Genomic DNA, 18,600 nt, shown 5'->3' with positions numbered 1-18,600 from the left:
CGGCGGCAAGCATACGGCGCAAAAACCTGCGAAACCACGCCGATCACGACATAGCGGCTTTCGTTATAGCGTTTATCGCCATGGCCATCGAAATCATCATCGCCGATATCACCCAGCTCGATGTAGATGCCATCGTCAACGCGGCCAACCCCGGCCTGCTCGGCGGCGGCGGCGTGGACGGCGCCATCCACCGCGCCGCCGGCCCCGCCCTGCTGGAAGCCTGCCGCGCGCTGCCGCAGGTCTCGCCCGGCGTGCGCTGCCCTACCGGCATGGCGCGCATCACTTCGGGCTTCGCCCTGCCCGCGCGCTATGTGATCCACACGGTGGGGCCGGTATGGCGCGGCGGCCGCGCGGGCGAACCTGCGCTGCTGGCAAGCTGCTATCGGGAAAGCCTGCGCCTGGCGCGCTCGCGCGGCATCGCCGGCATCGCGTTTCCCGCCATCAGCTGCGGCGTCTACGGCTATCCGCCGGAACAGGCCGCGGCGGTGGCGATCGCCGCGCTGCGCGACGACCTGCGCGAGCACGGCGACCTGCGTGTCCTGCTGTGCTGCTTCGACGCACGTATGGCCGCGGTGTGGCGCGCCGCGCTCAGTCCAGCTTGAACGGATAAAGCGGCGGCAGGCCGGAAGGATCGGCCGGCGGCGGCGCCGCGGCATGCCACTGGAAGCCGTCGCGGAAGGCCGCAGCAAGCGCCTCGCCGGAAGGCGCGGCGCCGTCGGTCGCATACAGGCGCTTCTGCAGGGTGGCGATGGCTTCGCGCTGCGGCGCCGAAGCGAGCGCCGCGGCGAGCGCGCCGAGATTCACCAGGCCAGGACGCTCGGCCTGCGCCCACGCAAGCAGGCTGTGTGCCTGGGCCGCCGCGTCGTTGCCGCGCGCGGCGGCGAGGAAGGCGGCACGGCGCTGGCGGTCGCTGGCCGGGGCTTCCGCCGCGGGCTTGCGCTGCGCCGGCGTGGCGCGGCGCAGCGCCCACCAGCCGAGCAAGGTGAGCAGCCACAGTCCGATGCTGCCCAGGGCGATCCAGCGCCACGGCGTGGCGTCTGCCGACGTAGTAACAGCGACCGGCGCTTCCGTCGCTTCCGGTGCCGCGGCCGACGCCGCCGTGGCAGGTGCGCCCACCGCCGGCAGCACGGTGTAGCGATGCTCGGGAATGGTCGCGACCTCGGCCTTGTCGGTCTGCGTATTCCACCAGGTCAGCGTGGTGGCCGGAATCACCAGCTCGCCCGGCTTGCCCGGCACCACCGCGAACGACTGCTGGCGCCGCCCGGACAACCAGGCGCCATCGACGCGCGTGCCGTTGACCGGCTTGTCCGGATACACCGTGGCGCCGTCGATCCGCGGCAGGCTCAGCGCGGGCAGCGATTCGTACGGCAGGCCGGTGGCCTGCACCGTCATGGTGAGATTGAGCGGCTGGCCGGCGCGTAGCTGGGTAGCTTCCGGCGGCGCTTCCATCGCCAGCGACAGTGCGCGCGCGGGCAGCCAGGCGGTCTTGCCCGCGGCGGCGGGCACGGCGCGCACGTCGATCGATACCGGCGCGGATGCGGCCGACATCGCGCGCGTGCTGCCGAAGAAACTGTTGGGGTCGGCCATGTCGATCAGCTCGCCCTGGAACGAGACCGGGCCGACCTGGATATGCCCCGCATGCTGCGGGATCAGCGCGTAGCGGCGCTCGATCACGTTGTAGCGGCGGCCGCCGCGCTCGGCCTGGTAGTTGCTGTCGTCGCCGAGCTTGCTCAGCTCCGCGCCGTCGGCCTGCGGCTCGTCCATCGCGCCATTGCTGAGGCTGGCGGCGAAAAACAGCCGCACCACGAAGGACATCTGCTGGCCGACATAGGCATTGCGCGGCTCGGCCACCGCTTCGACGAAGACGTCCTTGCCCGCGGCCGCGGCGGCCTGCTGATCGGGCGCCGTCACTTCCAGCTGCACCGGCTCGGTGCTGCCGCCGGCAAGCGCGATCGCAGGAATGGTCAGGCGGCCGACATGCTTGGGCCGCAGCGCGATGCCGTAGGTGAATTCCGAAGTGCGCTTGCCGTTGACGATGCTGAGGCTGGAATTGCTCGAGGTGCCCAGCACCTCGAAATCATTGTCGAGCACGGACAGATCCGGCGTGCCGACCGAACCGCCGGAGACCTTCAGATTCAAGGTGACGGTTTCGCCGAGCTGCACGCTGCCGCGGTCGAGCACCGCGCGCACGTCGGCCGCGGAAGCCAGCCAGGGCAGGCAGCACAGCAGCAGGCACAGCCACCAGCGCAGGCGCGACGAAGCCATCAATCTTCCTCCCCGGCGCCGCCATGGCGCTGCCGGTATTCCAGTTCGAACTTGCGGCGCAGCAGTGCGCCAGGGTCGTCGGGTACGCGCTGCAGCGCGCGGCGCACGTCGGCGGGCAGCTTGGCCTGCGGGTCGTCCGGCGACATCGCGCCGAGTTCGTGGGTGCCTTCGCGCTGGCCTTGCTTGCCTTCGCGCAGCGCCTGGTCCATCTGCGCGCTCAGCGCCTTGCGGGCTTCTTCGGCGCGCGCTTTCTGTTCGGCCTGTTCCTGCGCCGAGGGCGGCTTGGCTTCGCCCTGGCCGGGCTTCTCGGCCGCGTTGCCGTCCTGCTTGGCCTGGCCGGAGGCGTCGCGCTTGGAATCGGAGCCGCCGCCGTCTTTCGATTCGTTCTGGCCGGGCTTCTGCTCGCCTTCCTTCTTTTCGTCGGGACGGTCGTCGCCCTTGCCGGCCTGGTCCTTGTCGCTGCCCTTGCCGTCGCCTTTCTTCTTCTGCTTGTCGTCCTGCCCGGGCTGGTCCTGCGGCGGATGCTTGCGCAGCCATTCTTCGACGGCGTCGCGGTTGGCCTTGGCGTCAGCATGCGCGGGATCGGCTTTCAGCGCGCGGTCGTAGGCCTCGATGGCTTCCTTGTAGCGGCCCTGTTTGGCCAGCGCGTTGCCGAGGTTGTAGGCCGGATCGGCGCCGGCCTTGTCCTGCCACGCGGCCGCGGCACCCGCGTAATCGCCGTTGCGGTAGGCCGCGGCGGCGCGCAGCGAGGGATCGCGCGCCATTTCCTGCGCGCGTTTCGCATCGCCCTGGCGCAGCGCGGCGGCAGCTTGTTGATCCGGCCGGCGCCACAGATCGCTCCAGCTGCCGGCCTGCGCGGTGGACGGCAGCAGCGGCAATGCCACCAGCGGCACCAGCAGCAGCCAGCCGCGGCGGAACGCCAGCGCGAGCACCGCCAGCAGCGGCAGCAGCAGCCAGGGGCCGCGGTCCTGCCATTCGTCGCCGTGCTCGCCGTCGGCGCGCACGATGGCCTGGGTGCCGGTGTCGCCCGGCTTGAGCGCGGCGATGTCGCGGTTGTCGTCGCTCATCGGCACGTAGCGGCCGTTGCCGGCGGCGGCCAGCGCGCGCAGCGCATCGTCGTCGCGGCGCGTCACCACGACTTCGCCGTGCGCGTCGCGCAGCAGGCCGCCGTCGCCGTCGGGCACCGGACTGCCCTGCGGCGTGCCGACGCCCAGCACGGACACGCTGATGCCCTCGTTGCGCACCTTGCGCGCGGCTTCCTGCGCAGCCGTGTCGGCGGTGTCGGTAATCAGCACGATGCGGCCGCTGCCGGCCTTGGCCGCGCGGATCATGCCGGCGGCGCGCTCGATCGCCGAGGCGGCGTCGTTGCCGTCGGTGGGCATGGTGTCGGGGGCGAGCGAGTCGAGCAGGTCGTCGAGCGCGTTGGCGTCGGAGGTGAGCGGCGCCACGCTGAAGGATTCGCCGGCATAGGCGACCAGCCCGTTGAGGCCGCCGCGGTTCGCCGCCAGCAGGTCGCGTGCCTTGTAGCGCGCGCGGTCGATGCGGCTGGGCGCGACGTCCTTGGCCAGCATGTGCCGCGACAGCGACACCGCCACCACCTGCGCCGCGCGGCTGGCGTACAGCGGCGAGGCCACGCGGTCCCAGGCCGGGCCGGCCAGCGCCAGAAAGCCCAGCACCGCGCCGGAGGCCAGCAAGGCCGCCGGCCAGCGGCTGTGGCCGCCCTGCCCGTACAGCACGTGCGGCAGCAGCTCCGGATCGACCAGCCGCGCCAGCTCGCGCCGCTCCTGTCCGCCGCGCGCGGCCAGCGCATAGGCCAGCGGCGCCAGCAGCAGGCCGAGCAGCCACCACGGATGCAGGAAGTGGAAGTCGTGCAAGGCGGCCATCATGCGGCCGCCCTGGCGCCGCTGCGGCGCCGGGTGAGCACGATGGCGAACACGAAGCAGACCATGCCGGCGAGCAGCGGGCGGTCGAACAGCTCATGCCGCGGGCGCAGTTCCGGGCCGTGCTGCGGCATCGGTTCGAGCGTGTCGATGGTGTGGTACGCCGCGGCCAGTTCGCTGGTGTCGGTGGCGCGGAAATAGCGGCCGCCGGTCTGCGACGCCATGGTCCGCAGCATGCCTTCGTCCAGGTCGGCGGAAGGATTCACTACGCGCGAACCGAAGAAATCCGGCACGCGCATTTCGGTGGCGCCGATGCCGATGGTGTACACGCGCACGCCGGCGGCCTTGGCGGCGCGCGCCGCATCCAGCGGCGCGATGCTGCCGGCGTTGTTGACGCCGTCGGTGAGCAGCACCAGCACGCGCGCCTGTTCCGGCAGCGCGGACAGGCGCTTCACCGCCACCGCGACCGCATCGCCGATCGCCGTCTCGGTGCCGGCCAGGCCGACGGTGGAACCCTGCAGCTGCGCGCTGACCGCGCCGAGGTCGTAGGTGATCGGCGTGACCAGGAAGGCGCGCGTGCCGAACAGGATCAGGCCCATTTCGTCGCCGCTGCGGCGCGCGATGAAGTCGGTGGCGATCGCTTCGACCGCGCCGAAGCGGCTGACCGCCTGGCCGGCGAGCTTCATGTCTTCCAGGCGCATGCTGCCGGACAGGTCGACCGCCAGCATCATGGCGCGCCCGCTGCGCTGCTGCGCCTGCGGCGGACCCACCCACTGCGGCCGCGCGGCGGCGGCGACCAGGCAGATCCAGGCCAGCACCAGCCACCACATGCGGCCGCCCTCGCGCGCGTTCTGCGCGACCACCGCCAGGCGCAACTGCGGATGCGGCAGATGCAGCGCCTGCCCCGGCGCGGCCGGGCGCAGCCAGCGCCACAGCAGCCAGGGCAGCGGCAGCAGCAGGGCGATCCAGGGCCAGGCGAATTCAAGCACGGCTGGCCCCTTGCGCGGCGGCGGTCAGCCGTTTCGTCCGGCGCGGCTGCAGCGCAAGTGCAAGCCAGCGGCGCGTGGCAGCGGCGATGTCGGCGATGTCCGTGCTGCGCGTGGACGGGCGGAACATGGCGTCTTCGAGTGCGATGAGGCGATCCAGCGTTGTTGCATCGACGGGAATCCGTGCGAGGCAGCGGCGCCATGCGTCGCCGCGATGATGCGTGGCCGCCGGATCGTAGGCGCGCGCCGCGCGCCGCAGCAGCTGATGCAATTCGGCGGCAAGGCGCTGCGGCTGTTGCGCATGCGCGCGTTCGAGCGCGTCGATGCCGGCGAGCGCGGCGGCGATGCGCTCGCGCTGCAGGCGGCGCCGGCGCAGCAGCCACCAGGCCAGCGCGCCGGCGATCAGGAGCAGCGCGGCGAGCATCCACCAGCCGGGTGCGGGCGGCCACCACGAAGGATCCGGCGGCAGATGGATATCGCGCAGGACCGGGCCATCCGGCGGCGGCGTGGCGGCGGGCATCATGCGCCGGCCTTGGCGCCGGCCAGCAGCGCGGCGACGGGATCGAGCGGATCGGCGACGGTGTCGATCACGCGGTGCGGCAAGCCGAGCGAGCGCGCCAGCGCGGCCAGCTTCATCTGCCCGGCGCCGAGCGCCTGCTGGAAATCGCGGCGCTGGCGATCGCCGAACAGCACCACTTCGCGGCGCAGGCCGCCGTGTTCCAGCGGATAGCGGCCGGGCGGCGCGGAGGCCAGTTCCAGCGCATCGCCGACGATCAGCACGGACACGTCGGTATGGCGGGCGAGGTCGATCAATCGGCCCTTCGCGGCTTCGTCGGCGCTGAGGCCGTCGCTGATCAGCAGCACGCGGCTGGCGCCGTGCATCAGGCGGCCGGCGCGCATCAGCGCTTCGGACAGCGGCTCTGCCGCGGCGGCGGTGCTGCGTTCCGCATCCCACGCCGCCAGCGCACCGCACAGCGCGAGCGCGCCGCGCGTGCTGCCCTGCGGACGCAGCAGATGCCGGCGTTCGCCGAAAGCCAGCGCGCCGACGCGCTCGCCGGCACGCGCGGCCAGCCATCCGGCCAGCGCCGCGGCGCGTGCCGCCTGCACCGACTTGAAGCGGGCGCGGGTACCGAAGCGCATGCTGCCGTGCGTATCCAGCAGCACCAGCAGGCGGCCTTCGCGTTCTTCCTGGAACAGCTTGGTGTGCAGCTTTCCGCTGCGCGCGGTGAGGCGCCAGTCGAGCCGGCGGATGTCGTCGCCGGGCTGGTAGGCGCGCGATTCGGCGTAGTCCATGCCGCGGCCATGCACGCGGCTGGCCTGCGGGCCGGACGGCGTGGCGCGGCTGCGGCGCGGCGACAGCGGCTTGCGCGCCGCGCGGGCACGCAGGGCGAGCAGTTCGGCAAGCGCGACGCTGGCGCGTCCGTCGCCGTCCGCGGCGGGTGGCAGCACGGCGCTCACGGCAGGGGCACGAGCTCCAGCAGGCGCGTCACCACCTGGTCGCTGCGGATGCCTTCGGCTTCGGCCTCGTAGCTGAGCAGGATGCGATGGCGCAGCACGTCGTGGGCCAGCGCGTGCACATCTTCCGGCAGCACGTAGTCGCGGCCGGCCAGCCAGGCCTGCGCGCGGGCGCAGCGGTCCAGCGCGATGGTGGCGCGCGGGCTGCCGCCCCAGGCGATCCAGCGCTTCAGCTGCGGGCCGTAGGCGCCGGCATCGCGGCTGGCCAGCACCAGCTGCGCGATATACGACTCCAGCGCCGGCGCCATATGCACCGCCAGCACCGCTTCGCGCGCGGCGAACACGTCGGACTGGCTCAAGGTGGGCGGCGGCTCCGGCTGCGGATGCAGGCTGCGCCGCGCCTGTTCGCGCGCCAGGCGCAGGATGGCCAGTTCCGCGGCGGCATCCGGATAACCGATGGTCACGTGCATCACGAAGCGATCGAGCTGCGCTTCCGGCAGCGCGAAGGTGCCTTCCTGTTCGATCGGATTCTGCGTGGCCATCACCATGAACAGCTCGGGCAGCCGCCAGGTGCTGCGGCCGATGGTGATCTGGCGCTCGGCCATGGCTTCGAGCAGGGCGGACTGGACCTTGGCCGGCGCGCGGTTGATCTCGTCCGCCAGCACGATGTTGTGGAACAGCGGGCCGCGTTCGAATTCGAAGCTGCCCGACTGCGGACGGAAGATGTCGGTGCCGGTGAGATCGGCCGGCAGCAGGTCCGGGGTGAACTGCACGCGGTGGAAATCCGCCTCGATGCGCCCGGCCAGCGCCTTCACCGCGGTGGTCTTGGCCAGGCCCGGCGCGCCTTCCACCAGCAGGTGGCCGTCGGCGAGCAACGCGACGAGCAGGCAGTCGATCAGATGCGGCTGGCCGACGATGCTCTGCTGCAGTTCTTCGCGCAGACGCGTGAAGGCCTGCTGCAGCCGCGACGACGCTTGACTCTCGGGCATATCCATCGGGTTTCCATCCGGCTTGATCCGCCTACAGACAGCGGCAGGTTCCGGAAGTTTAGCGAGGCGCAACCGGCGCGGGGGCGCGACTGATGGCACAGCAAGGGCGATGCCCGACGCTCCGCACGAAGAAAAAGGCGACCAGCGGCCGGCGCAAAAAGAAAGGGCGGCCGGTGGCCGCCCTTCTTCGTTCGATCGTCTGCTCCGCTCAGCGCAGGCTGTCGCTCAGGATGCGCGGGGTGACGAAGATCAGCAGCTCGGCCTTGTCGTTCTGGCGCGAGGTCTTGCGGAACAGCGCGCCGAGGCCGGGGATGTCGCCGAGGCCAGGCACCTTGGTGATGGTGTTCTGCTTGGTGATCTCGTAGATGCCGCCGAGCACTACGGTCTGGCCGTTGTCCACCAGCACGGAGGTGTTGATCTCGCGGGTGTCGATCTGCGGCACCTTGCCGTTCGGCGTATCGACGAACTGCGCCAGCGCATCCTTCTTCACGTTGATGGCGAGGTAGACGCGGTTGTCGGCGGTGATGGTCGGGGTGACCTTCAGCTCCAGCACGGCGTCCTTGAACTGCACGGACGCGGTCGGCGCGGTGCCGCCGGCGGTGCCGCCGCTGTTCTGGTAGGTGACGTAGCCGATTTCCTGGCCCTGGCGGATCACCGCTTCCTGCTGGTTGGCGGTGATGACGCGCGGGCTGGAGATCACTTCGCCGCGGCCTTCGGTCTGGGCGGCCGACAGTTCCAGGTCGACCAGGTAGTTGCGGCCCAGGATCGCCAGGCCCAGCTGGCCGGCCGGGTTGGACACCGGAAGATTGACGTTGTAGCCGTTGTTGCCGCCGGTCTGGTAGGTGATGGTGCCCGGCTTCGGCGGATTGCCGACGCGGCCGCCGTTGATCCAGTTCTGCAGATCGTAGGCGTACTGATTGCGGACGTTGCTGGTGTTGATGCCCAGTCCGGAAGCGTTGTCGCCGCTCGGGCTGGTCGAGATCACGTTGCCGCTGTCGGTGGTGTGCGTGGCCTGCACACCCCACTTCACGCCGAGCTCGCGGGTGAAGGTGTCGGTGGCCACCACAATGCGCGACTCGATCAGCACCTGCTGCACCGGACGGTCGAGCACCGAGATCAGTTCGCGCAGCTCGCGGATCTTCTGCGGGTTGTCGTTGATCAGCAGGGTGTTGGTGCGCTCGTCGAAGGAGACGCTGCCGCGCGAGGACAGGAAGCCGCGGCCGCCGCCATTGCCGCCACCGCTGCCGCCGGTACCGGTCATGCTGCCCTGGGTCAGCAGCTTGGCGATGTCCTGCGCCTTGCCGTAGCTGATCGGCACGTAGTCGGTGACCAGCTCGGCGGTGTCCTCGGCCTTCAGGCGGGCCTCGGCCACGCTCTGCTCGTACTTGGCCAGTTCTTCCTGCGGAGCGATCCAGATCACGTTGCCGTTACGGCGCTTGTCCAGGCCCTTGGCGCGCAGCACCACGTCCAGTGCCTGGTCCCACGGCACGTTGACCAGGCGCAGGGTGATCGCGCCGCCGACGGTGTCGGAGGCCACCAGGTTCTGGCCGGACATGTCGGCGATCAGCTGCAGCACCGAGCGGACCGGGATGTCCTGGAAGTTGAAGGTGACGCGATTGCCGCTGTAGGTCGGCTCCTGGCCGCGCAGCGGCTTGCCGTCCGGACCGGTGCCCGGGGCCACCTTCTTCGGCGCGACCTCGACCACGTACTGGTCGCCGGTCTGGTAGGCCGAGGTGTCCACGTTGCCCTTGATGGCGATTTCCATGCGGGCGCCGCCGCGCGTGCCGGCCTTGGTGGTGACCGACTGCACCGGCGTGGCGAAGTCGAGCACGTCCAGGCGCTGGGCGAGGTTGGCGGGCAGGTTCACGTGGTCGAGGTTGACCACCACCTTGTCGCCTTCGCGCTTCATGTCCGCATTGGCGCCGGCGCCGCTGAAGTTGATCAGCACGCGGCCTTCGCCGTTCGGACCGCGGCGGAAGTCGATGTTCGACACCGCGGGACCGGCGGCCGAGGACGGCAGCGCCTTGGACGGGTCGATGGTGGACGCCGTGGTGGTGGTCTGCGCGTCGGTGCCGTTGTTGACGGTGAACACCAGGCTGTTGCCTTCGACGCGCGAGCGGTAGGACGAGTCGCGGATCAGCTCGACCACCACGCGGGTGCGGCCGCCGGCGGCGATCGCCGAGACGCCCATGGTCGAGCCCTTGCCGATGTCGAGATGGCGCGCGGCCGAGTTCTCGGTGTCGGGCAGGTCGATCGCGATGCGCGGCGGATTGCCGGTGGTGAAGATCTTCGGCTCGGGCACGGGGCCCTGGGCGAAGTTCAGGTGCAGCTCGATCTTGCCGCCCGGCAGGGTGTCGTAGCTGATCTCGCGCAAGGTGTTGGTCGCGGCAGCCGCGATTCCCGACCACGCGGCGCCTGCGATCAGCAGTGCGGTGAACAAGCGACGACTCGCATGGCGCATGACACGGCCCTGGACTGGTTTGTTGAGGTTCGTCATTGCATCAGCCCCTGTGATTCTTATTTCTCGCCAAGCGCGATGCTGGCTGAGCGTTCCATCCAACCGCCGTTGCCGTTAGGCACCAGTTCGACCAGCTCGATGTGGTCTTCGGCGATGGCGGTGACGTGTCCGTAGTTCTGGCCCATGTACTCGCCGCGGTGGGTCCGGTGGATCACCCCGGTGGGATCCTTGATGAGCACTTCGATGCCGTTGCCGGTGCCGACCGTGCCGACCATCTTGAGGCTGTCCAGCGCGAACGCTTCCAGCGGCTCCTTGGTACGGTCCTGGTCGGGGCGCGGCCCGTTGGAGGCGCCGTTGTCCAGCTCAGCGGTGCTGGGGCTGAACGGGTCGCGGCGGTCCTGGTCGTTGTAGAGGAAGGTTTCGAAGGTCTTGATGACGGGCAGCGGCGGAATCGGCGCACCCTTCTTCTGCTTCTCCTGCGAAACCCAGTCGCGCAGGTCCGACATGCCGCGGGTGCAGCCGGCCAGCATCAGTACGGCACCGATGGCCAGCGCGACGCGTGCGGCGCGGAGGGCTGTGGTCTTGCTCATTTCTGCCCCCCGTTCTTGGCACCGGACGACTTGGCATTGGCGGCCTTGGCCTCCGCGCTTTCGTCGTCTTCCAGATAGCGATAGGTCTTGACCGTGCCCTGCAGCACCAGGGTGCCGCCCTTGTCCTTCGGCGTCAGCGAGACGTCGTGCAGGGTCAGGATCACCACGCGCGGCAGCGAAGCCACGCCGCTGATGAAGGTGCCGAACTGGTGGTAGTTGCCCACCATGCGCAGCTGGATCGGCTTCTCGGCGTAGAAGTCCTTGGGGATCTCGGCGCCCGGCTGGAACAGCTCGGTCTCCAGGCCCGCGGACAGCGCCGTCTGGGAGATGTCGACCAGCAGCTCAGGCATCTCGGTGCGGCTGGGCAGCTGGCGCAGCAGCTGGCGCAGCATGTCCTGCATCTCGTCGAGCTGCTGCTGCAGCGCTTCGAGATTGACCGCCTTGGCCTGCTTCTGGGCGAACTCCTGCTTGAGCTGTTCTTCCTTGCCGGCGAGCTGGGTCAGCTCGTCCTGCTGGTTGCTGATGATCGAGTACCAGCCGATGAAGCTGACCACCGCGAACAGCAGCACGATGAAGGTGATCTTGGCCGACTTGGGCCAGCCGCCGATGTTGTTGCGGTCGAGGTTGCGCAGATCGCTGATGAAACTCATGGCTTGGCCCCCCCGTTGGCCGGCGCACTGGGCGGCGCGTTGGCCGGCTTGGGAGCCTGCGGTGCGGCAGCGGCGGGCTGGGCGGGCTTGGCCGGCGGAGCGGTCAGCGCCTGCGCGGCGGAGCCGAGAGCCTGGCGGGCCGCGGTGCCGGACGGAGCCGGCGCGGCGGGAGCCGCGGCGCTGGCGGCGCCGGCCGGCTGCACCGGCGTGTGCTCGGCGTCCGCGCCCTCGTCGGGCTTGGGCTTGCTGAGCGCGACGTCGAGGCCGAACACGTAAGGCATGCGCGAATCGCCGTGGGTGTTCTCGGTCTTGCGCAGGTCCGCGTGGCCCATCCACGGCGAGGCTTCGAGGTTGCGCATGTATTCGGCGACGCTGGCGTTGGACTGGGCGACGCCGTCGAGCGACATCGACTCGCCGACCTGCTTGAGGCCACTGAGGCGGGCGCTGGCGGGAATGGTCTTCACCAGTTCGTCGAACAGGTGGACCATCTGCGAACGGTTGGCCTGCAGCTGCTCGATGATCTGCTTGCGCGCCAGCAGGCGCTCGCGGACTTTCTCGAGATCCTTGATCTTGGCGATGCGTTCGTCGAGCTGCGCGATCTCGCCCTGCAGATAGGTATTGCGCTCGTTCTGGTTGCCGATGCGCTGGTCCATCCAGGTCATCCACACCAGCACGAACAGGATCGCCGCGACGATCGCCGCGCCGAGCTGCATGAAGAACTCGCGCTCGCGATGCTTGCGGCGTTCCGCGCGCCAGGGAAGTAGGTTGATGCGTGCCATCAGTCGAAGCTCCTCATGGCGAGGCCGACCGCGATCATCAGCGCCGGCGCATCCTGGGCCAGCTGCTGCGCCTGCACGCGCGGCGACAGCGACATGCGCGCCAGGGGATTGGCCACCACGCAGGACACGCCCAGCTGCTCCTCGAGCATCGGGCACAGGCCTTCGATGGAGGCGCAGCCGCCGGCGAGCACCACCTGGTCGACCTTGCTGTATTCACTGCCTGCGAAGAAGAACTGCAGCAGGCGGCTGATCTGCTGGATCAGCGATTCCTTGAACGGCTCCAGCGCCTCGGTCTCGTAGGACTCCGGCAGGCCGCCCTTGCGCTTGGCGCGGCCGGCTTCCTCGTAGGAGAGGCCGTAGCGGCGCATGATTTCGTCGGTGAGCTGCTTGCCGCCGAACACCTGCTCGCGCGAGTAGATGGTGCGCTGGTTGCGCAGCACCGACAGCGTGGTCATGGTGGCGCCGATGTCGATCACGGCGACGAGCGCGTCGCGGCCGACGTTGAGCTGGTCGGCCACCATCGCGAAGGCGTTCTCCATCGCGAAGGCTTCGACGTCGACCACCTTGGCGCTGATGCCGCCGAGGTCGAGCGCGGCGACGCGCATGTCGACGTTCTCGGTGCGCGACGCGGCGAGCAGCACGTTGTTCATTTCGGGGTTGTCGCGCACCGGACCCAGCACCTCGAAATCGAGGCTGACTTCCTCGATCGGATACGGGATGTACTGGTTCGCTTCGACCTGGATCTGTCCTTCGAGATCTTCTTCGGACAAATCACTGGACATCGGGATGATGCGCGTGATCACCGCGGAACCGGCGACGGCCGCGGCAGCGTGTTTGAGCTTGGTGCCCGAACGGGCCACCGCGCGCCGGATCGCTTCGCCCACCGCCTCGACTTCGACGATGTTCTTTTCGACCACGGCATTGGGGGGCAGTGGCTCGACCGCGTAGTGTTCCACGCGATAGCGGCCACCGGCCTGGCTGAGCTGCAGCAGCTTGACGGCGGTCGAACTGATGTCGACGCCAATCAGCGGCGGCTTCTTGGGTGTAAAGAGCCCCACGATTTTCCCCCTTGCCCCTGGACGCCTGCACCGTATTTGAGTGGTGAGTGCGCGACGGCATTAAATCCAAAAATTAACGTATTGGCAACGGCCTACACGAACTATCTCGACTGTTTTGGCGTGACGGCATCCACAATTAGCGCCAATCACGTCCCGGCCTTTTTTGTGACGTAACAGTGACCCGCAGGTGGGAATCTGCCAGCCGGTACCGTTAAGCAAATGGTGCTACATCTATACTGTGCCGTGTTTTGACTCAGGTCTCGCAATATCCACACCATGCAAATTCTCAAGCGTCTGCTGCGCTGGGTGCTGATCCTTGCTTTCACCGGATTGCTGCTGGCGGTCGCCGCAGTAGGTGTGGCGTATTGGCTGGTCTCGCCGCGCATCCCCTCGGTGGCGGTCCTGAAGGACTATCACATGCAGGTGCCGCTGCGCGTCGTCAGCGCGGACGGCAAGCTGATCGCCACCTTTGGTGAAACCCGGCGCATCCCCGTCGGCATCGCCGCGGTGCCCGACCGGCTGAAGCACGCGGTGCTGTCGGCCGAGGACGGCGATTTCTACCGCCACCCCGGCGTCGACTGGCACGGCATCGCCCGCGCGGGCTGGCACGTGATCGTCTCCGGCGGCGACAAGGGCCCCGGCGGCTCGACCATTACCCAACAGGTTGCGCGCAACTTCTTCCTGAGCCCCGAGAAGTTGTATTCGCGCAAGCTCACCGAAATCTTCATCGCCCTGCGCATGGAGAACGAGTTGAGCAAGGACCAGATCCTCGAGCTCTATCTGAACAAGATGTTCCTCGGCCACCGCTCCTACGGCGTGGCCGCGGCCGCCTCGTACTACTACGGCAAGTCGCTGGACCAGCTCAGCGTGGCCGAGTGCGCGATGATCGCCTCGACCTTCCAGCTGCCTTCGGTGGTCAATCCGATCAACAACCCCAAGCGCGGCCTGATGCGCCGCAACTGGGTGCTGGGGCAGATGCTGGCGAACCGCTACATCACCCAGGCCGAGTACCAGCAGGCCATCGCCGAGCCCAACAACGCCTTCCCGCACGAGCCGCCGATCGAGGTGGACGCGCCCTACCTGGCCGAAATGGTCCGCCTGCAGGCGCTGGATCGCCTGGGCAACGATGCCCTCACCGAGGGCTACGTGATCAAGACCACGGTGCAGAGCGCCCGGCAGCAGTCCGCCGTGGACGCCATGCGCGCCGGCCTCATCGACTACGACCGCCGCCATGGCTGGCGCGGCCCCGAGGACCACCAGGAGCTGGCCGAGAACGCCGGCAACGAGGACTTCGACCGCATCCTCTCCAGCTATACCGACATCGCCGGCCTGCGTCCGGGCGTGGTCACCGGGGTGGGTGCCAGCGACGCCACGGTCTACCTGTCCACCCGCGAGCAGGTGCAGCTGGGCCAGGACGCGGTGGCCTGGGCCAAGCCCTACGTCAACGAGACCCGCGTCGGCGCCCCGCCCAGGAACGTGGCGGCCGTGCTCAAGCGCGGCGACATCATCCGCGTGGCGCGCAATGCCAAGGGCGAGTGGGAACTGGCGCAGATCCCCAAGGTGCAGGGCGCGCTGGCCTCGGTGAACCCGGAGGACGGCTCGCTGCAGGCCCTGGTCGGCGGCTTCAACTTCCTGCGCAGCAAGTTCAACCGCGCGGTGATGGCGGCGCGCCAGCCGGGTTCCAGCTTCAAGCCCTACATCTACTCGGCGGCGTTCGAGCGCGGCTTCACGCCGGCCTCGATCGTCAACGACGCCCCGCTGGCCCTGCCCGACCCCTCGCGCCCGGACGGCCTGTGGACGCCGTCCAACGACGACGACAAGTTCGACGGCCCGATCCGCCTGCGCGAAGCGCTGGTGAAGTCGAAGAACCTGGTCTCGGTGCGCCTGCTGGACGCCATCGGCGTGCGCTATGCGCGCGACTACGTCACCCGCTTCGGCTTCTCGCCCGACGCCCTGCCGCCGAATCTTTCGATGGCCCTGGGCACCGCCTCGGTATCGCCGATGGGCATGGCGCGCGGCTATGCGGTGTTCGCCAACGGCGGCTACCTGGTCACGCCGTACTTCATCAGCGAGATCGACGACCGCGACGGCAAGCCGGTCTACGTGGCCAACCCCGCGCGCGCCTGCCGCACCTGCCAGGAGCGCCTGCTCGACACCCGCCCGCCGGGTCCGCCCTCCTCCAGCGCCGCCCCGGCCAACCCGGTGGCGGCCGCCGGCACGCCGGCCGCCGCCGCCACCACGGGCGGCGCGGTGCTGCCGGCCGACGCGCACGAGGGCAACCACCCGCCGACGCTGGCACCGCAGGTGATCGACGTGCGCAACGACTTCCTGGTCACCTCGCTGATGAAGGACGTGATCCGGCGCGGCACCGGCGCGGCCGCCATGGCCCTGGGCCGCGACGACCTGGCCGGCAAGACCGGCTCGACCAACGAGCACCGCGACGCCTGGTTCGTCGGCTTCAACGGCGACCTTTCCACGGCCGTCTGGGTGGGCTTCGACGACTTCGGTTCGCTCGGCCGCGGCGAATTCGGCGCCAAGGCGGCGCTGCCGATCTGGATGGACTACATGGGCGCGGCCCTGAAGGACCACCCCTCCTCCACCTTGTCGATGCCCCCGGGCATCACTACGGTACAGATCGACCGCTCCAGCGGCCTGCCCTCGGAACCCGGCAACCCCAATGCGATGCCGGAAATGTTCAAGGTGGAAGACGTGGACCGCCTGCGCCAGCAGGCTACCCAGCAGCAGGAGGATCCCGACCAGCAGCACGCGTACGACATCTTCTGACGCGACAGGCGGGTGGCCCGGTCCACCCGCTGCGCCGCGAGGCCGTCAGCGAACGGCCGCACCTCCAACCAACGACCAGGAGGGACCAGGATCATGGCTCGAGGCGAGCATCACCGCATCCACGCGCAGGACCGCGTCCAGCGCAACCGCCTGCGTATCGCCCAGGAGGCCGCACGCCTCATGAGCGAGCATGGCATCCGCGATTTTCATCACGCCAAGCTCAAGGCCGCCGAGCGGCTCGGCATCTTCGACACCCAGGCACTGCCCCGCAACAACGAGATCGAGGAAGCGCTGCGCGAGCACCAGCGCATCTTCCAGGCGCACAGCCAGCCGCAGCTTTTGCAGAAGCGCCGCGAGGCGGCCCTGGAAGCCATGCGCTTCCTCAGCGACTACGAGCCGCGGCTGGTCGGCGCGGTACTGGAAGGCACTGCGGACAGCCATTCGGCCGTGTGCCTGCACGTTTTCAGCGACGATCCGGAAGCCGTCATCCTGCACCTGCGCGAACACGGCGTGCCGGTGGAAACGCAGACGCGCCGCCTGCGCCTGAGCCGCGACGAACAGGCCGAATACCCGGTACTGCTGTTCGCCGCCGACGAACTGCCGTTCGATCTCACCGTGCTGCCGGTGAATTCCCTGCGCCAGCCGCCGCTGGACCGTATCGACGAGAAACCGATGCGGCGCGCCTCGCTGGCCGGGGTGGAAGCCCTGGTCGCCGAGGGCGGCGAAGACGACGACTTCGAACGCAAGCTGGCGTCGGCGCTGCGCTGACGCCTTCCTCCCACGCAAAAGAAAACGCCCGGCATGGCCGGGCGTTTTCGCGTGGCGGGGTCTTAAGCGCTCAGCGCTTGTCGGCCGGCACGTAGTTGCGCACGTCGGCGCCGGTGTAGATCTGGCGCGGGCGGCCGATGCGGGCGCCGGGGGTTTCGTGCTGCTCGATCCAGTGGGCGATCCAGCCGGCGGTACGCGCGATGGCGAACATCACCGTGAACATCTCGGTCGGGATGTTGAGCGCCTTGTAGATGATGCCCGAGTAGAAGTCGACGTTCGGGTACAGCTTGCGCTCGACGAAGTACTCGTCCTTCAGCGCCGCCTCTTCCAGCTTCAGCGCCACTTCCAGCAGCGGGTCGTTGACGCCCAGCTCGCCCAGCACCTTGTGGGTCATCTCGCGGATGATCTTGGCGCGCGGGTCGAAGTTCTTGTACACGCGGTGGCCGAAGCCCATCAGGCGGAAGTTGTCGTTCTTGTCCTTGGCGCGCTTGACGGCGGTTTCGACCTTGTCGGCCGTACCGATCTCCTCGAGCATCTTCAGCACCGCTTCGTTCGCGCCGCCGTGCGCCGGGCCCCACAGCGCGGTGATGCCCGCGGCGATGGAGGCGTACGGGTTGGCGCCGGTCGAACCGACCAGGCGGACGGTGGAGGTGGAAGCGTTCTGCTCGTGGTCGGCGTGCAGGATGAACAGCAGGTCCAGCGCCTTGGCGGCAACCGGGCTGAGGGTCAGCGGCTCGCTCGGCACTTCGAACATCATGTGCAGGAAGCGGTCGACGTATTCGAGGTTGTTGCGCGGATAGCGGAACGGCCAGCCGATCGAATAGCGGAAGCAGGCAGCGGCGATCGTCGGCATCTTGGCGATCAGGCGGATCGCGGCCAGCTTGCGGTCTTCGGCGTTATCGACGTCGATATCGTCGTGGTAGAAGGCCGACAGCGAGGCGACCGAGGCGGCCAGCATGGCCATCGGGTGCGCGTCGTGGTGGAAGCCCTTGAAGAAGTCCTTGAGCGACTCGTGCATCATCGTGTGATGGGTGATGTCGTCTTCGAACTTGGCGAACTCGCCCTTGCTGGGCAGCTCGCCGTTGAGCAGCAGGTAGGCCGTCTCGAGGAAGCTCGACTTCTCGGCCAGCTGCTCGATCGGGTAGCCGCGGTACAGCAGCACGCCCTGGTCGCCGTCGATGTAGGTGATGGCGCTCTTGGTGCTGGCGGTGCTGCCGTAGCCCGGGTCGTAGGTGAAGTGGCCGGTGTCCTTGTACAGGTTGCCGATGTCGATGCAGTCCGGGCCGAGCGTGCCGCTCAGCAGGGGCAGCTCGCTGCTGCGTTTGTTCGACTCATCCACCAGCTTGACGGTCTTGGTATCGGACACGGAAACCTCCTTCAGCGAATGTCGCCGCCGGTCACCGGGGGTGGTGCGCCAGGCGGGGGAATTAAGCGCAGCGCGCTGGGGAAGGCGCGATGCAACGCCGGCCATTATCACACATCACCCGGCGAACATCCCTTGGCGAATGGTCGGATGACAGACGCGAAAAAGCATGGGGCGAGCTTGCGCTCGCCCCATGCTCCGTGTACTGGCTTGGCTTTATCGCCAGCCGGAAACCCGGCTGACCGGTCGCGCGAAGATTACTTCTGCGCGTAGCGGCGGCGGAACTTGTCCACGCGGCCACCGGTTTCGATGGTCTTCTGCTTGCCGGTGTAGAACGGGTGGGAGTGGCTGGAGATATCCACCTTGACCAGCGGGTACTCGTTGCCGTCCTGCCACTTGACGGTTTCCTTGGTGGCGATCGTCGAACGCGTCAGGAACGCGAAGTCGGACGAAAGATCCTGGAACACCACCGGGCGGTAATTCGGATGGATATCGGGCTTCATGACGGACTCAAAGCGGTGGGCGAAAGAGCGGCATTATAGCGACCCTTTCGACCCAAGGGCAAGCGCGTCAGT

The 18,600-nt window shown here is 68.9% G+C and carries 16 protein-coding genes; 3 read left to right on the top strand and 13 right to left on the bottom strand.

Going from position 1 to position 18,600, the window contains the following annotated elements:
- Positions 1-80: 80 nt before the first annotated feature.
- On the top strand, positions 81-602 hold the full coding sequence (locus ISN75_RS02935; protein ID WP_343819439.1) for an O-acetyl-ADP-ribose deacetylase: 522 nt from the start codon (positions 81-83) through the stop codon (positions 600-602).
- On the opposite strand, the gene ISN75_RS02930 is transcribed toward ISN75_RS02935, so the two are convergent.
- The 11 genes from ISN75_RS02930 to ISN75_RS02880 all read right to left on the bottom strand — a co-directional run bounded on the left by ISN75_RS02930 (position 589) and on the right by ISN75_RS02880 (position 13,110).
- Positions 589-2,265 (bottom strand): BatD family protein, encoded by a 1,677-nt coding sequence (locus tag ISN75_RS02930; RefSeq protein WP_343819441.1) that lies wholly within the window; start codon positions 2,263-2,265, stop codon positions 589-591. The genes ISN75_RS02935 and ISN75_RS02930 overlap by 14 nt on opposite strands.
- Positions 2,265-4,151: a VWA domain-containing protein gene (locus ISN75_RS02925; RefSeq protein WP_343819442.1), complete on the bottom strand. Its 1,887-nt coding sequence runs from the start codon at positions 4,149-4,151 to the stop codon at positions 2,265-2,267. Before ISN75_RS02925 ends, ISN75_RS02930 begins: the two co-directional genes overlap by 1 nt.
- Complete coding sequence (locus ISN75_RS02920; protein ID WP_168648014.1) at positions 4,148-5,134, bottom strand: VWA domain-containing protein; 987 nt, start codon at positions 5,132-5,134, stop codon at positions 4,148-4,150. Before ISN75_RS02920 ends, ISN75_RS02925 begins: the two co-directional genes overlap by 4 nt.
- Positions 5,127-5,654, bottom strand: coding sequence for a DUF4381 domain-containing protein (locus ISN75_RS02915; protein ID WP_168648013.1), 528 nt, complete (start codon positions 5,652-5,654; stop codon positions 5,127-5,129). Before ISN75_RS02915 ends, ISN75_RS02920 begins: the two co-directional genes overlap by 8 nt.
- A complete protein-coding gene (locus ISN75_RS02910; protein WP_167252559.1) occupies positions 5,651-6,589 on the bottom strand; it encodes a DUF58 domain-containing protein in 939 nt (312 codons plus the stop codon). The genes ISN75_RS02915 and ISN75_RS02910 overlap by 4 nt, the downstream gene beginning before the upstream one ends.
- Positions 6,586-7,581 (bottom strand): MoxR family ATPase, encoded by a 996-nt coding sequence (locus tag ISN75_RS02905; RefSeq protein WP_343819445.1) that lies wholly within the window; start codon positions 7,579-7,581, stop codon positions 6,586-6,588. The genes ISN75_RS02910 and ISN75_RS02905 overlap by 4 nt, the downstream gene beginning before the upstream one ends.
- A 202-nt stretch (positions 7,582-7,783) precedes the next feature.
- Entirely contained in the window at positions 7,784-10,036 is a 2,253-nt protein-coding gene (pilQ, locus tag ISN75_RS02900; RefSeq protein WP_167252561.1) for a type IV pilus secretin PilQ, read from the bottom strand.
- A 56-nt stretch (positions 10,037-10,092) separates the two neighbouring features.
- Positions 10,093-10,623 (bottom strand): pilus assembly protein PilP, encoded by a 531-nt coding sequence (locus tag ISN75_RS02895; protein ID WP_167252562.1) that lies wholly within the window; start codon positions 10,621-10,623, stop codon positions 10,093-10,095.
- Entirely contained in the window at positions 10,620-11,273 is a 654-nt protein-coding gene (locus ISN75_RS02890) for a type 4a pilus biogenesis protein PilO (RefSeq protein WP_167252563.1), read from the bottom strand. Before ISN75_RS02890 ends, ISN75_RS02895 begins: the two co-directional genes overlap by 4 nt.
- On the bottom strand, positions 11,270-12,052 hold the full coding sequence (locus tag ISN75_RS02885; protein WP_343819449.1) for a PilN domain-containing protein: 783 nt from the start codon (positions 12,050-12,052) through the stop codon (positions 11,270-11,272). The genes ISN75_RS02890 and ISN75_RS02885 overlap by 4 nt, the downstream gene beginning before the upstream one ends.
- Positions 12,052-13,110: a type IV pilus assembly protein PilM gene (locus ISN75_RS02880; RefSeq protein ID WP_167252565.1), complete on the bottom strand. Its 1,059-nt coding sequence runs from the start codon at positions 13,108-13,110 to the stop codon at positions 12,052-12,054. The genes ISN75_RS02885 and ISN75_RS02880 overlap by 1 nt, the downstream gene beginning before the upstream one ends.
- Before the next feature lie 276 nt (positions 13,111-13,386).
- Between ISN75_RS02880 and ISN75_RS02875 the strand changes: the two genes are divergently transcribed.
- Entirely contained in the window at positions 13,387-15,894 is a 2,508-nt protein-coding gene (locus ISN75_RS02875) for a penicillin-binding protein 1A (RefSeq protein ID WP_343819451.1), read from the top strand.
- Positions 15,895-15,987: 93 nt separating this feature from the next.
- On the top strand, positions 15,988-16,662 hold the full coding sequence (locus ISN75_RS02870) for a hypothetical protein (RefSeq protein ID WP_167252567.1): 675 nt from the start codon (positions 15,988-15,990) through the stop codon (positions 16,660-16,662).
- A 70-nt stretch (positions 16,663-16,732) separates the two neighbouring features.
- On the opposite strand, the gene ISN75_RS02865 is transcribed toward ISN75_RS02870, so the two are convergent.
- Both ISN75_RS02865 and ISN75_RS02860 read right to left on the bottom strand, forming a co-directional pair.
- Positions 16,733-18,028, bottom strand: coding sequence for a citrate synthase (locus tag ISN75_RS02865; protein WP_167252568.1), 1,296 nt, complete (start codon positions 18,026-18,028; stop codon positions 16,733-16,735).
- Positions 18,029-18,282: 254 nt separating this feature from the next.
- Positions 18,283-18,528, bottom strand: a complete 246-nt coding sequence (locus tag ISN75_RS02860; protein ID WP_167252569.1) for a type B 50S ribosomal protein L31 — start codon at positions 18,526-18,528, stop codon at positions 18,283-18,285.
- Positions 18,529-18,600: the final 72 nt, after the last annotated feature.

This window comes from Dyella marensis, assembly GCF_049532885.1.
In the GTDB taxonomy this organism is placed as follows: Bacteria; Pseudomonadota; Gammaproteobacteria; order Xanthomonadales; family Rhodanobacteraceae; genus Dyella_D; species Dyella_D marensis.
Note: the sequence above shows the minus strand (reverse complement) of the source record. Positions and strands in the feature narration are given on the sequence as shown.

Bases quoted from the DNA above. Each gene is read 5' to 3' on its own strand.
- ISN75_RS02860 (WP_167252569.1), bottom strand. From the start codon at position 18,528: ATGAAGCCCGATATCCATCCGAATTACCGCCCGGTGGTGTTCCAGGAT.
- ISN75_RS02885 (WP_343819449.1), bottom strand. From the start codon at position 12,052: ATGGCACGCATCAACCTACTTCCCTGGCGCGCGGAACGCCGCAAGCAT.
- ISN75_RS02905 (WP_343819445.1), bottom strand. From the start codon at position 7,581: ATGGATATGCCCGAGAGTCAAGCGTCGTCGCGGCTGCAGCAGGCCTTC.
- ISN75_RS02925 (WP_343819442.1), bottom strand. From the start codon at position 4,151: ATGATGGCCGCCTTGCACGACTTCCACTTCCTGCATCCGTGGTGGCTG.
- ISN75_RS02895 (WP_167252562.1), bottom strand. From the start codon at position 10,623: ATGAGCAAGACCACAGCCCTCCGCGCCGCACGCGTCGCGCTGGCCATC.
- ISN75_RS02875 (WP_343819451.1), top strand. From the start codon at position 13,387: ATGCAAATTCTCAAGCGTCTGCTGCGCTGGGTGCTGATCCTTGCTTTC.
- ISN75_RS02890 (WP_167252563.1), bottom strand. From the start codon at position 11,273: ATGAGTTTCATCAGCGATCTGCGCAACCTCGACCGCAACAACATCGGC.
- ISN75_RS02935 (WP_343819439.1), top strand. From the start codon at position 81: ATGGCCATCGAAATCATCATCGCCGATATCACCCAGCTCGATGTAGAT.
- ISN75_RS02915 (WP_168648013.1), bottom strand. From the start codon at position 5,654: ATGATGCCCGCCGCCACGCCGCCGCCGGATGGCCCGGTCCTGCGCGAT.
- pilQ (WP_167252561.1), bottom strand. From the start codon at position 10,036: ATGCGCCATGCGAGTCGTCGCTTGTTCACCGCACTGCTGATCGCAGGC.
- ISN75_RS02930 (WP_343819441.1), bottom strand. From the start codon at position 2,265: ATGGCTTCGTCGCGCCTGCGCTGGTGGCTGTGCCTGCTGCTGTGCTGC.
- ISN75_RS02870 (WP_167252567.1), top strand. From the start codon at position 15,988: ATGGCTCGAGGCGAGCATCACCGCATCCACGCGCAGGACCGCGTCCAG.